The sequence below is a fragment of the Gimesia fumaroli genome (genome assembly GCF_007754425.1).
Lineage (GTDB): Bacteria > Planctomycetota > Planctomycetia > Planctomycetales > Planctomycetaceae > Gimesia > Gimesia fumaroli.
Map to the genome: position 1 here is coordinate 5,682,881 of NZ_CP037452.1, position 14,123 is coordinate 5,697,003.

Here is a 14,123-nt window from a genome sequence, read left to right on the forward strand (position 1 = left end):
ATGAACTCACGGTTTTCCGCTAAGCAAAAACAGCAGACGCTCTAATTCCAATCGCGGCGCCAGACGGCTGTTTCCTTTCAGATTCAGATCGGTTTCCAGCAACCAGTGACTGATCTTTTCCGCCCGCTGACGACTCAAGCGTCGTAGATAGCGATCGGAAGAATCGACATCTCGGGGAAAGACGCCAGCCTCTTTTAATGCCTGTTTTAATGGAGTTCCCTGCACTGCCAGCTGTGTGGCCTTGAAGTATTTTCGCCAGACGAAAGTCAATCCCCCCAGTATTTTTTGAGGTGCTTCTCCAGCTACCAGCAGATGATCCAGGTACTTGAGTGCGTCTCCAATATTGCCATCACGCACAGCCCCCGTCATCGCCCAGGTGGTCTCTGCCTTCCAGCCGCCGACAACAGCACGAATGTCATCGGGAGAAATGCGTGGCTGCTCTCCCACAAATGTGGTTAGCTTTTCCAATTCCTGATGTATTTGTCCACAATGGGTTCCCACCATTTCGACCAGCAGTAAGGCAGCCTCGCGTGAGATCTGCTTCTGATGCAATTGTCCAGCAGTATCAGTAATCCATTTTGCTAATTGCCCCCCCTTAAGCTCTTTACACTCCAGATCCAGGCCGATTTTGGCAACCAGCTTTGCCAGTCGCGTCGCCTTACTCCACGATTTAACATCCAGAATCAGCAATGAACTTTTTGACGGTGCCTCCAGGTATTTTTCCAATTTACCTCGAAATGCGGACACAAATTTTTCCGCTTCGTCGACAATCACCAGACGCTTATCTCCCCACATGGAAACGGTTTTCAACTCATCAAACAGAGTTGACGGGGGAAGTTCTCTTTCAAGCCGTTTTCCATCGAAACGGGTCATACTGGTGTCTTCATCGTCTCCCAGCACAATCGGCTCGATTGCCTTAATCGCCTCCTGCTTCATGTAGCGATCATCGCCGTGCAGCACCACAATCGGACCAAACTCGTTCTTAGCGGGATTCAGCAGGAATTCCGTAACATGCAGACTCATTTAAGAACTCTTATTGACCAGAAACAGTGGGATAACGTAAATTGAGCCGCGAAACAGCGTTCTCAACCAAAGTCACCTCGGGGTGACACTTATTAGATATTACACTCAATTTTGCCGTTAATTTCGAGTGATGCTGTCCGCCGATCCTGCAAATACAACAAACAAATCCATCGGGAGTCGAAAACCATTTCACTGAAATCCGAATCTCATGCCGGTAATCAACCGGAAGACGAGACGCAGATTCTACCTCAGGCCGCGATTCCTCTCAAACCGCGGCTCCCCGTGCTCCTACAGACAGCAGAAGTCTATTTTCAGTGTCCCGGCGAAGATTATCCGATTTCGAAAGCCATTCACCTCTCGCGACTGGCAGCCTTCTATCCGAAATGCCGCACATGTCCACATAACACGGAAACGGGCAATCTGTCTCCCCAAACCGTCAAACGACTTCAGCAGACACAAAAGCAACGCGTCGCACCAGAGAATCTGTTTACCGCAGAAGGGGTCCGGGGCGTTTATCTGAACGAAATCAATCGAATCCAGGCAGCCCATATCGCGGGTGCCTTTTCTAACCTGCTCTGGGAACAGCTGCCTCTTAAAGGAGTCGCCCCTCAAGAGCCTATCGCCTCCCCAAAGAATACAGTACTTCACTCTCTTGAATACCCTGGCCCGGAAAAAAGTCGAGGTCCTTGTGTTGTCATCGGTTTTGACGAACGACCTTCCTCTCCGGATATCATCACAGGCGTCGCCAGTGCACTACGGCGAAACGGCTGCCGGGTGATTGACTTGGGACTGACGGTACCGGCAGTCCTGTCGTACGCCGCCAATCATCTGCAGGCCCAAGGGGCCATCATGGTTACCGGCTCACAGTGCGGCCCCTCTTACACGGGACTCGAATTTCTGCTCGAACAGTCGCAACCGGTTTCTACGGGTCACGGACTGGAAAAAATTCAGGAAATCACGACCAGAGGATTTGGACGAGCGTCTCGGCAGCCTGGCTCGCAAAGAACCTTTCATCCCATGGAACCTTATCGGACACAATTCCATAAACACTTTCATGCCTTGCGGCCTTTGAGAATTGCCGTTGCCTGTTCATTGAGACTCGTCAGAGAAACACTCAATGAGCTCTTTGAAAAACTCCCCTGCCAGCTCACCTGGGTCGAGATTCCCCATCAAAAACGAAACCTGTTAAGCACCCAGGATTCTGATGTCCTTAAACTGCAGGAATGCCTGGAGTCAAGCGAATACGATTTAGGAATGCTCATTGATGACGACAGCCGCCGTTGCGCTTTTTTCGATGAAACAGGCGTGCTTCTTCCGCAACATCTTATTTCGAAGTTCCTGATGAATGCCCTCGCCGCAGACCATACCGGCAAAGCATTTATCTTAGAGGCAGAGTGCCTGGCACAATTGCCAGACCTTCCGACTGGCTGGAATGTCCACCCGCACACAGGCACGCTGGCGGATGGCTATTTTCAAATGCAGACAAAACAGGCCGTTTACGCTGGAGGTCAATCAGGATATCATTGGTTTCGGGAAACGGTTCCCACCTGTGATGCGATTTTGACTCTGGCTCATGTTCTGGCTGCATTGAGTTTCAGTGATGCGCCCTTCAGTGAAGTCCTCTCCTAATTATTCAAAGAGACATCGACACAGCCAGCGGAACCACGCTTGTGTTAAATCTGGAATCACCCACCTCGGCCTATATTCATGTTCCGTTCTGCCAGCATCGCTGCGGGTACTGTGACTTTACGCTCGTCGCGCAAAAAGATCATCTCATTGAAGAATATCTGGCGGCGATGGAACAGCAGCTGGCAGAAGTGGGCGAGGGGATCGAATTACAAACGCTGTTCCTGGGTGGTGGCACACCAACACACCTCAGCATTGAACAACTGCAACGGTTATTTAACGCCATCTTTTCCCACTTTCAGCTGGCCGCTGATTCGGAATTCAGCATCGAAGCCAATCCACTGAATCTCACAGAAGAAAAAATCGATTTTCTGAAACAGGTTGGAGTAAATCGCGTCAGTCTCGGCGTGCAATCATTTGATTCCGATATTCTCACGTTTCTGGAACGCGACCATCAGCCGGAACAGATTTTTGAAATTGTCGAATCACTACAGTCTCGGATTGAAAACACAAGCCTGGACCTCATCTTCGCTGTCCCCAGTCAGAGTCTAAAAGACTGGCAGACTTCTCTTGCCAACGCCGTCCAGTTGAAGATCCCGCATCTCTCAACGTATGGACTGACCATCGAAAAGGGAACCACGTTCTGGAGTCGACAGAAAGCAGGCCTGTTTGAACTTCCTGAAGAAGAACTGGCGGGAACCATGTATGAATTCGCGTTGGAATTTCTGGATGCGGAAGGTTTGAAACATTATGAAATTTCCAACTTCGCGCGTCCCGGATACGAATGTCGGCACAATGAAGTCTACTGGACCGGAGATCCTTATTTCGGTATTGGCCCGGGTGCAGCCAGCTATCAGAATGGAATTCGCAGACAGAACTATCGTAGTGTTGTGACCTGGTTGAAACGAATTGCGGCGGGAGATTCTCCCATCTCAGATCAGGAACAACTTTCTCCCGAAGACCGGGCCCGGGAAGCGATTATCTTCGGGCTACGCCGCCGTGTGGGAATTGATGTCGCAGAGTTCGCATCACGCTATGGATTTGATCTCCATGCGCTCGCTCACGCAGCCATTCAAAAGCATGTCAAAGCCGGTTTTCTCGAAGAAACCGCGACACATCTTCGTCTGACGCAAGCCGGCTGCCTGCTGGCAGACTCGGTAGTAGTTGACTTTCTTTAAACCGAAACGATCAAGGAGTCGTGGAATATTCCTGTGTTACCTGTACCTGGTACTTTCCGGGAAAGAACGTCCAGCCTTGATCCATTTTACGCCCCAGAATTTCAAACTGTAGCGTTCCTCTGGGAACGAGAAAATAGAGTCCCCCCTGAAAATCATCATGCACACAGGGATATATTTTATTATTCACACGCGCTTCCATGTGATACCCCAAACCTCCCATCAGAGAATTCAAACCCACTTTATTCCGGTAAGACAGCAGATCAGGCATCACGCCTCCCGATTGAAGAAACTGGTACCATTCTGTGTAAAACTTGTTGAGGTTCGTTTCAAATTCACTGATTCGAGGTTGATCCAACTTCACACCGTTCTTGCTGATGTAATCCATTAAAGCAGGATCGCCGGTCAGATCTACACGAACCAGTTCGGTATTACTGCCCGCTTTCAATCGGATGAATAAGCCCCCCTTCTCTGGACCGTAAAACAGCACTTCCATCAAATCACTTTGAACACGCCGCGGAGTATCCTTGAAGCTTTGATTGACCGCTTGAACAACATCCTCAGAGACACCTAACGAGGCTGACTTCAATCGTTGTTCCAGCTTGGCAGTTTCAGCATCGAAACGGGCGGCTACCAGATTTCCTTCCAGATTGGGACCATAAGCAAAATAGAAATATCCAGCGACTCCTAGCATCAGACCAAAGAACAACAGGAATAATAATACTCCTCCGGCATTCGATCTGCGACGTTTGCGAAGATACTGCGAAGTCATACTGCTCATCGGCCGTGATTCAACAGACACGAGCGGAGCACCAGATTCCTGATCGTTGGTGCTTTGCGCGCCCGTTTCCGGGGGCGTCACGGCCTGAGATAGCGATGGTGGCACAACATTCTCACCGGAAGCGGCAGGCGAAACTTCCACCTTCGTAGGATTCGGAATCAACAGTTTGGTCCCACACCGCGGGCAGTCGCCTTGTTTGCCAGCTGTGGAATCGGGCACTTTCAATGTCGATGTGCAATAGGGACAATTAAATTGGATTGCCATGTTTCAACTCAAATTAATAGTTTTTTATATGATAAGGAATGAACGGGTGGGAAGAGTTCAATTTCCAGAAATCGGGCGCGATCGCTTCAGGAGGGAACTTAGCTGCAATTTCTTGAATTATACGGATTTCCACATCAAAAACCAGACTGTTTTATCTGTTTCAGCCCTCTCAGCAGCAGTCTGCATTCAAGTTATTTCAAAGACTCTAGATATGCCAGTAAATGAGCTGCCTGTTCGGCAGTCAGATCGCGGAATAACTGTTCCGGCATAATCGATTTTTTCTGAACTACAACACTTTCAATCTCGTTTTGAGGAATCTGCTGCAATTCATTTTTGCTGTCTTTTAATGTAATGCCGGTCTCATCTTTTTTGACTAACAGACCGGTATATACCTTACCGGATCGCGTTTCCACGACGTGAGTATAGTATTTCTCATCAATTTTTTTTGATGGCTGAATAATATTTTCCAGTAGCTCGGCTTGTGAGAGTTTCTTCCCAATCTGAGTCAGATCAGGCCCCAGCTCTTTTCCATACTGATGCACGCGATGACAATTACGACACTGCAGTCCTGACATTTCAAAAAACAGTTTTTTCCCTTCACGCGCATCCCCCGGAACTGATAACAACACCACTGGATCGATCTTTAAACCCAGCCGTTTAACCCGTTGATCCTCCGGAAGAAACCGCTCAAATAAATCGCTGATCAGCGGGCTCTTGTCTTTTGCCCCCAATTGAACAATCTGATCTTTCATCTGATCCGACATCGGCATACGCTCCAGAGCATCCAGTAAGAGCAAGGCACCGCTGGTCGTTCCCAGAATTTCCTGTAACTTCTGACCGACGAAGTCCTGATCTTCAATCTGAACGGCATCGGCTAGCAGATTTCGCTGATGGTTGCGCAATCGTAACACCGTAAAACTACTGTCATCTGAACTTGATGGCAGACGTTCAATCCATTCGCCAATCAATTGGGTCGCCTTAACATCAACCAGAGACGAACCAGAGTAAGGCATTCTGCCTTTTCCAAGCTTACTCATTCGATAGAGCAGCACAGACCGAAATGGATCACCGGGGGAAATCACCCGGGCATCTGCGATCCCAAACGTTCCTTGTGTCGGCTTTACCCCAACCGCTTTCATCTCGGTACGATCAAATGACGCACCTAGCTCAATTGTCGAACCCCCGCCTCCGTTACTTCGATGACAGTGGCGGCAATTGGCATGCAAATAGGATCGCGCCCGTGAATTCAATGCAGCCGACGTGTTGTAAGGATTAACCAGCGTCGGCGTCTTGGATGCTTTTGCTTCGTTCCAGACTGATTCTGGCAGTACTTTAGCCTGCACCAGAGCGCGAAGTTGATTATCAATCACCGCGCCATACTTCTGATTTCGATTAAGCTGTGCTGCTTCAAATGACAGTACAGAAAGATGATTCTGAAACGGTGTATGGCACACAGCACATTCGGCGCGACTGGGAATATGCCAGTCATAGCTGACCTGCTCCTTCGGATTAACCTCAGAGCTGACTTCCAACTTGAGATTGTCGCCTTCCCTGGAAACCAGCTTTGCATCCGTCTGATCTTCATTCCAGCGATAAGAGTAACCCAGCCAGCGGGCACCATTGAAATGCAGTAGTTGAGTTTCCAGTCGGCGTGATGATTCAGAATTGCCGCGTTCCGTCTCCAGTGAAATCGTTTTCATCAGAACGCTGTCTTTGGGGAAGTTCCATATGCTTTTCTTCACGACGTCAATGCTTGAGTCAGCCGGCAAAGCGACAAACCGTTCCGCTGTCGCATGATCTGCCCAGGCGGGCGCATTAATAGAATACGGAATCACTCCCGGTGCAACCTGATGTGTTTCGGTCGATTCGAACAAACCGGTTTGGCTCAATAAAGTCGGAAATTCCGGATTGTGATCCGATTCTTTGATCGGAACGAGACGATGGAAAGCCCCCCCTTCGATATCAACAATATAAACCTCTCCTGCATCATCCAAAGCAAACGCGGTCACCTTGAGTGTCGAGTTCGCCAGTTCCTGATGCCAGTTGATGCGTTTGTCGGCGTAACGCAACCCCCAGAGTTTGCCTGTTGAATAATCGCCGTAAATGTAGGTGTCTTTCAACGCTTTCAAACGGGGACTCTGATAAAAGTAGCCCCCTGTAATCGAGCGTGCTTCTCGATGCGAATGCTCAACCGTCGGCGGTAGAATAGGCGTCGGTCCCGGCTTCAACTCTGGTTTCACCGGCTGTCGCCCTTCACGAATACTCCAGCCATAATTCCCGCCCTTCTCGACGCGAAATACCAACTCCCACAATTCCCAGCCCACATCGCCGACCCACAAATCGCCATTCTCAGGATGAAAGCACATTTTCCAGGGATTGCGAAAACCAAACGCCCAGATCTCAGGCCGCGCACCCGGTTGATTCACAAACGGATTGTCCGAAGGAATCGAATAAGGCAACTCTTTACCAGGATGGTCGACGTCAATCCGCAAAACACAGGATAAAAGATTGCTCACATCCTGACCGGCATTATGAATATCAGGAGGCGAAGCCGGCCCTCCGTCGCCTGTTGAAATATAGAGATAACCATCAGGACCAAATCGCAGGCAACCACCATTATGACCGCCGGATAACCATTCAATCAGAATCTCTTCTGAATCAGGGTCACAGCGGGGCGGATTCGTATCCAGAACTTTAAATCGGGAAACACGCGTGCCGGCAGGTAAACCGGGCTTTAACACATAACAGATATAAACAAAAGGCTGCTTCTCAAACTGGGGATGAAACGTGATACCGTAAATCTCATTCAGATCCCTGACCCGCTCTTTAAGATCGAAAAACAGATCTGCCTGCGAGACACTTTGATCTTCAAAGGGAAAAGAAAAGATCTTACCTTTGCGCTCGGCAACAAAAAAACGCTTCTGCCCGGGTGCAGTCGCAATCGCCAACGGCTGATTGAATTTGAGATTTGAAAACGCCCGCTCGGTCTCATAGGGTAAAGCAGGATCAGGCGTCCCTTTGATCTTTGATGTCGTCCACGGAATCCGTTTTGTGATACCTGAAGTAGATCCCGTCGGCTCTTGTGCCTGTAAATGAGCTCCATGCAGCTTCAGCAGAGTCACGATGAGGAGGAGCAGAAACCATGATCGAAAACGCAGTAATTGATCGGCGGCGATCATGTGGTAAGTTCCTCTCAAGGGGTAAAGTAAGCTCATGCCGACGCACTCTGCTAGCAACATAAAATAATCAGCACAGGCAATCCTACTATTCAAACCTGTCTCTGCACTGATTGCAATCGCGAAACGAGGATCCCCATCCGCGAATCAGAAACTTGCAGCGATCGAGAGGTTATCGCATGTTAACCGGATCGACGTCGATAATATATTCGATTCCTTTTTCGCGCGGCAACTTGCCGTCTACCTCGCGCCAAAGTTGTAAGATCTCTTCTACATTGACAGCCGCCAACTGAAAGTGATACCGGAAATACTTCTTGAGTCGAATAATCGGAGCCGGGGCCGGCCCCAGAATTTGCACACTCAATTTCTTCTCTTCCGCCGCGTCACTCAGAATTTGAGAGAGTTGTCGGGCAAATTCCTGCACATGCTCTTCCTGAGGTCCCCGCAGAATCACCCGGGCATAATGTGAATAGGGAGGTGCCAGCATCTCTTTGCGATGTCCCATCTCATATTTGGCAAAGCTCAAAAAATCATGTTCCGCCGCCTTGAGAATTGCCGGTTCGGTCGGTGACGCTGTCTGCACAAATACACGCCCCCCCTGCATGCCTCGTCCTGTCCGGCCTGCTACCTGCGCAATAAGCTGGAACGTTCGTTCTGAGGCAAATAAATCGGGTTGATGCAGCATCGTGTCGGCATCGACCACACCCACCAGCGTGACATTCGGAAAGTCCAGCCCTTTCGCAATCATCTGCGTTCCCAGCAGAATATCGACTTCCCCAGCAGCAAACGCATTCAACACGCGCGCATGACTGCCGACGCCCCGCATGGTATCACTGTCCATTCGCTGGCATTTATATCCGGGAAACTTGGCTTTCACTTCTTCTTCCAGCCGTTGTGTCCCTGTCCCGACAAACCGCAGGCCCGGAGCGCCACAACCGGGACAGTGTGTCGGAGGCTTGGCGGAAAAATCACAACTGTGACAGACCGCAAGATTTTTATCCCGATGCCAGGTTAACGAGATTTCACAATGCGGACACTTGACCGAATTTCCGCATCCCTTACACCAGAGTGCAGGCGAGTAACCACGAAGATTCAAAAACAGAATCACCTGCCCCCCCGCGCCCAGCGCGTGCTGCATTCCTGTAAACAAGACACGTCCAATCGAATCGTTTCGGCGGATCTGCACGTCATTGCGAACATCAATAATATTCACATTCGGCATCGGCAAATCGTTCACGCGCTTCGACATCGAAATCAGGGTATCTTTTTTCTCAATCACCCGCAGCCAGGAATTCAACGTCGGCGTTGCAGACCCCAAAATCAATGGAACGCTCTCCAGTTCCGATCGCTTGCGTGCGACTTCCCGGGCATGATAACGGGGGGCCGTCTCCTGCTTGAATGACGTTTCGTGTTCTTCATCAATGATGATCAATCCCAGATGCGGCGCCGGTGCAAACACAGCACTCCGCGCCCCGACAATCACCTGGACCTTACCGGCGGCGATATTCTGCCAGTGATAATGCCGATCACTGTCACTCAAATGACTGTGTAAAACCGCTACGGAATCAAAGCGAGATCGAAATCGCTGAATTGCCTGAGGCGTCAGGCTGATTTCCGGCACAAGCACAATCGCCTGTTGACCATAACTGACGACTTCGCGAATCGCCTGAATATAGACCTCGGTTTTTCCACTCCCAGTCACGCCATGCAACACGAACGTTTCGCTCCGCTGCCCGCGGATCGCTTCCAAAATCTGATCCAGGGCCCGACACTGATCCGGATTAAGCTCCAAATCATCCTCTTTTTTAATGTGAGCATGGACAACATCATCGTCATTCTCAAAATGCTGCATCCGTTTTTGATGACTGCGAATCAGTGACTTCTTTTTGAGCGATTGAACTGGCCCTGAACCACAGCCCGCTGACTGAGTCAGCTCTTCTAACGTCAGCGGTTTTTCAGCAGACTTCAGTGCATCAAAGACGGCACGCTGTTTAGCAGGAAGCTTTTCGATCAATGCGGCACTGTCGTCCCCAGCCAGATGTGAAGGTGCAGCCAGTTCAAACAACGTCACCATCCGTGTTCCCGCCTGATTCTTAACCCCGGCGGGAACCACACATTCCAGAACCTGCCCCCAGCTGCATAAGTAACGATCTGCAATCCAGCGAGTCAATTTCAGCATTTTGGCATCGAACAGCGGGCGACTGTCCAGAATTGCCTCGACCGTCTTAAAACGAATACTCGGCTGATTTTCTTCAGCAGGTCCCACACCCACGCAATACCCGGGGCTCAACTGATTCCCACGACCGAAGGGGACCTGAACCCGATGTCCTGCGCGAAGCAGCGCACGCATACTTTCAGGAACCAGATAATGAAATACCCGGTCCACGGGCCGATTCAATACAATCTGTGCCAGATAGAGATCCTGCGCGGACTCCCGTTCCCAGGGCATAGGGTTTTCCGGAAGTTCCTCTTCTTCAAATAGGCTCTGTTGCTTCGGTTTACTCATATCGTCTGCAGGATATACTAGGGAAAATGGTTACCTCGCTTTGTAACTCTTTGGAGTGATTAACTCAACAATCAAACTCGACTATCGAGAATTCGATAAAAAAGATTCATGTCCCCCTGCCGCATTTTCTTCATAGAAGAGTCTGCAGGGAACTTGATAGAAATGATTTACTGATGCGTATTGGAATTTTTGGCGGTACTTTTGACCCTGTGCATCATGCGCATCTCCTGCTCGCAGAACAAAGTCGCGAGCAAGCAAACCTGGACGAAGTCTGGTTTATTCCAGCGGGAAGCCCGCCTCACAAGGAGAGCACTGGAATTTCATCCGGGAAGCAAAGACGGGAAATGCTTGATTTCGCCATCGCAGGGAACCCGACGTTTGTGATCAAAGATCTCGAATTGCACCGTGAAGGCCCCAGCTATACTGTGGAAACACTGCGTCAATTAAAAGAAACCCACCCCGATGACGAATTCTTTCTAATCGTGGGTGCTGACTCCGTTCGCGATCTGCATACCTGGCGCGAACCCGAAGCGATTTTGGAACTGGCGACCCTGATTGGCGTCAATCGCCCCAACATTAGTCTACCAGATCTGACCGAGCTCACTCAAAAGTTCGGCGAAGACGTCATCACCAAAATCCTCTGGGTTACAATGCCGGGAATCGATATTTCCTCTACTGATATCAGAAAACGGATTCGCGAAAAAAAAAGTGTCCGGTATATGAGCCCCCGTTCTGTCGAAGTATATATCCACAATAACAGGCTGTATTTAGAGTAAGATTTCCCTAAATTAAGGTTTCAACAACTCTTAAGACCGCCCAACATCTCATAAAATCAGTGCGGACTACTGGAAATTCCCGTCCGTTTCGATCAGAATTAGAGGGGAGACCCGCGCTGCGTTTATTTCGAACGACGCCAGCAATACAATTTTGGTGTTAAATGGAGACAGAATGGGAATGGAGAACCGGCGTTTGATAATGCGCACCAGCGAAAACCTACCTTAAAATCTCGCCAGACAAAACAAACGACTTCGATCCGCTTTAATAAGCTGGAACACGGGTTAAGAATAAAACCTATCAGCGTTGATCATCGCTCAGCCTGATGAACATGATAGACATCGCAAGGAATATAATCGTTGTCATGGATTCGAAATCTTCAACCAAAGCGAATACCGATCAGGAAGAGCAAACATCACTTTCTGCCTTTGATTACGCACCCCGCACACGCATCGTTTTCGGCGGAGGCACTCTAGACCGTCTGGGAGAACTCGCCGCGGAACTGGGAGCGAAGCATGTCTTCTTAGTCACTGATAAAGGTCTCGCCGCCGCCGGCCATGAAGCCCGTGCTGTCACGGCTCTGGAAAAAGCTGGCATCCAGATCACGATTTTTGATGATGTTCACGCCAACCCGACCACCGAAGATGTCGATCGGGGACTGCAGGTCGCCCGCAATCATCCCATCGACCTTATCGTCGGACTGGGTGGAGGCAGCAGTATGGACTGTGCCAAAGGAATCAATTTCCTGCTCACCAATGGCGGAAAAATGGAAGACTATTGGGGCGTCGGCAAAGCAACCCAACCCATGCTCCCCCTGATCGCCGTCCCGACGACCGCAGGCACCGGCAGCGAAGCACAATCGTTCGCCGTCATTGCACATCCGGAAACTCATATGAAGATGGCCTGTGGCGATAAAAAAGCCGCCTGCCGCATTGCTATTCTCGATCCTGAACTCACACTGACAATGCCCCGCTCGGTCACTCAAGTCACAGGCATCGACGCCTTGAGTCATGCCCTTGAAACCTTCGTCACAAAACCGCGCAACGAAATTTCGCAACTCTTCAGCCGCCGTGCCTGGACTCTGCTGGCAAACAGCTTTCCCAAAGTTCTGGATACTCCCGACGATCTGATTGCGCGTGGAAATATGCAACTGGGCGCACACTTCGCTGGTGCCGCCATCGAAAACTCGATGCTCGGTGCCACCCACGCCCTGGCCAACCCGCTGTCGGCACATTTCAACCTCACGCACGGCGTTGCCGTTGGCATCATGCTGCCCCATGTCATTCGATTTAACTCGGAACTGGTCGGCGACCATTATTCCCTCCTGGCATCTGATCTCGGCTTGTGTGCTCCCCATGATCCCGCGGGTGCCGGCTTACTGGCTGAACATCTTCAGTCGCTCATCGCTCAGGCAGGTGCCCCCACCTCACTCTCAGAGTGCGAAGTCGATCTCAGCCTCGTAGAGCAACTGGCAGAAGAAGCGTCCCGGCAATGGACAGGCAACTTCAATCCCCGTCCCGTCGATCAATCCTCTTTAAGGGAATTGTACGAATGCGCGTATTAAAACATAGAGAATTTGCTCATCGTTACCTGTCGTTCTTTTCAGTTCTGCTTGCCGGTATCTGTTTATTGATTCCTCTTCCCGCCGCTGAAAAACCGGACACACAACCCACACTCGCTGCTTCCAAACTGGAAAGCAACAAACAGAACTGGTTTTCCTTCCGCAACGGCAACCTGCAGCAAGGCGTCTCGAAAACCACGCTTCCCGACGAACTCGAACTCCTCTGGGAACACCCTTCCTCAGACGGCATCGCCTCCACCGCTGCCATTGTCGGCGACCACGTTTATATGGCGGGCTTGAACGGCTATGTCGAATGCCTAGATTTGAAAACTGGAAGATCAGTCTGGAAATATCGTTCGATCGAGAATCCTGATCCCAAAGAGTTCGCTCCCGGCTTCAAATCGTCGCCGCTGGTGACTGAAAAAGGCGTCTACCTCGGCGATGAAGATGGCATCTTCCACGCCATCGACCGCAAGACGGGGAAAAAACTCTGGACCTTTCAAACCGACGCCGAAATCATCAGCAGCGCCAATGTCGTCAACGGAAAGCTGCTGTTTGGCGGCTACGATAATAACCTTTACTGTCTTCATGAAGCAGATGGTTCGCTGGCCTGGAAGTTCATGACCGATGGCTATGTGAATTGCTCTCCCGCGATTGTGGATAATTTCACGTTCGTCACCGGGTGCGACGAACAGCTTCGCGTCATCGATATCAACACCGGCAAACAACACAGCCAGATGCCTCTGGAAACCTACCTGATTGCTTCACCCGCACTCGTAGGCGACAACCTTTATGTCGGCACCTACGCCAGCGAAATCATCTCGGTCAACTGGAAAAAACAAAAAGTGGAATGGCGGTATAAAGATCCCAAGAAGGAATTTCCTTACCATTCCTCCGCCGCCGTCACAGACGAATATGTCGTCGCCGGGGGTCGGGATAAACAGATCCATTGCGTCGAACGGAAAACCGGTAAAGGGGTCTGGAAATTTGGAACACGCGGTCGCGTTGACAGCTCGCCTGTCATTCTCGGCAATCGTGTCTTCGTCGGCTCATCAGACGGTAACCTCTACGAGCTCGATTTAAAGACTGGTAAAACACTCTGGAAAAAGAATTTAGGAAAAGATATCACCGCCTCCCCGGCAATTGGATCGGGACATCTGATCATTGGCACAGAATCCCGAAATGGTGCCTTGTATTGTTTCGGAAAGAAGTGACAATAGAAGAAGCATACATTACA

At 50.2% G+C, this 14,123-nt stretch carries 9 protein-coding genes; 5 read left to right on the plus strand and 4 right to left on the minus strand.

Annotation, left to right across the window (positions count from 1 at the left end; all coding sequences use genetic code 11):
• Positions 1-6: 6 nt before the first annotated feature.
• Positions 7-1,023, minus strand: a complete 1,017-nt coding sequence (gene holA / locus Enr17x_RS21650) for a DNA polymerase III subunit delta (RefSeq protein WP_145311779.1) — start codon at positions 1,021-1,023, stop codon at positions 7-9.
• Between the two features lie 111 nt (positions 1,024-1,134).
• Between holA and Enr17x_RS21655 the strand changes: the two genes are divergently transcribed.
• Both Enr17x_RS21655 and hemW read left to right on the plus strand, forming a co-directional pair.
• Complete coding sequence (locus tag Enr17x_RS21655; RefSeq protein WP_198000723.1) at positions 1,135-2,652, plus strand: phosphohexomutase domain-containing protein; 1,518 nt, start codon at positions 1,135-1,137, stop codon at positions 2,650-2,652.
• A gap of 41 nt (positions 2,653-2,693) precedes the next feature.
• Complete coding sequence (gene hemW / locus Enr17x_RS21660; protein ID WP_232100808.1) at positions 2,694-3,827, plus strand: radical SAM family heme chaperone HemW; 1,134 nt, start codon at positions 2,694-2,696, stop codon at positions 3,825-3,827.
• Between the two features lie 10 nt (positions 3,828-3,837).
• On the opposite strand, the gene Enr17x_RS21665 is transcribed toward hemW, so the two are convergent.
• The 3 genes from Enr17x_RS21665 to priA all read right to left on the minus strand — a co-directional run bounded on the left by Enr17x_RS21665 (position 3,838) and on the right by priA (position 10,551).
• Complete coding sequence (locus tag Enr17x_RS21665) at positions 3,838-4,869, minus strand: hypothetical protein (RefSeq protein WP_145311782.1); 1,032 nt, start codon at positions 4,867-4,869, stop codon at positions 3,838-3,840.
• A 191-nt stretch (positions 4,870-5,060) separates the two neighbouring features.
• On the minus strand, positions 5,061-8,048 hold the full coding sequence (locus Enr17x_RS21670; RefSeq protein WP_198000724.1) for a PQQ-dependent sugar dehydrogenase: 2,988 nt from the start codon (positions 8,046-8,048) through the stop codon (positions 5,061-5,063).
• A gap of 169 nt (positions 8,049-8,217) precedes the next feature.
• Positions 8,218-10,551 carry a replication restart helicase PriA gene (gene priA, locus Enr17x_RS21675; protein WP_145311784.1) on the minus strand — a complete coding sequence of 778 codons (2,334 nt, stop codon included), beginning with the start codon at positions 10,549-10,551 and terminating at the stop codon, positions 8,218-8,220.
• Between the two features lie 173 nt (positions 10,552-10,724).
• Between priA and nadD the strand changes: the two genes are divergently transcribed.
• The 3 genes from nadD to Enr17x_RS21690 all read left to right on the plus strand — a co-directional run bounded on the left by nadD (position 10,725) and on the right by Enr17x_RS21690 (position 14,100).
• Positions 10,725-11,327 carry a nicotinate-nucleotide adenylyltransferase gene (nadD, locus tag Enr17x_RS21680; RefSeq protein ID WP_145311785.1) on the plus strand — a complete coding sequence of 201 codons (603 nt, stop codon included), beginning with the start codon at positions 10,725-10,727 and terminating at the stop codon, positions 11,325-11,327.
• 362 nt (positions 11,328-11,689) lie between these two features.
• A complete protein-coding gene (locus Enr17x_RS21685; protein WP_232100809.1) occupies positions 11,690-12,889 on the plus strand; it encodes an iron-containing alcohol dehydrogenase in 1,200 nt (399 codons plus the stop codon).
• Entirely contained in the window at positions 12,877-14,100 is a 1,224-nt protein-coding gene (locus tag Enr17x_RS21690) for an outer membrane protein assembly factor BamB family protein (protein WP_145311786.1), read from the plus strand. Before Enr17x_RS21685 ends, Enr17x_RS21690 begins: the two co-directional genes overlap by 13 nt.
• The last annotated feature ends 23 nt before the right edge of the window (positions 14,101-14,123 follow it).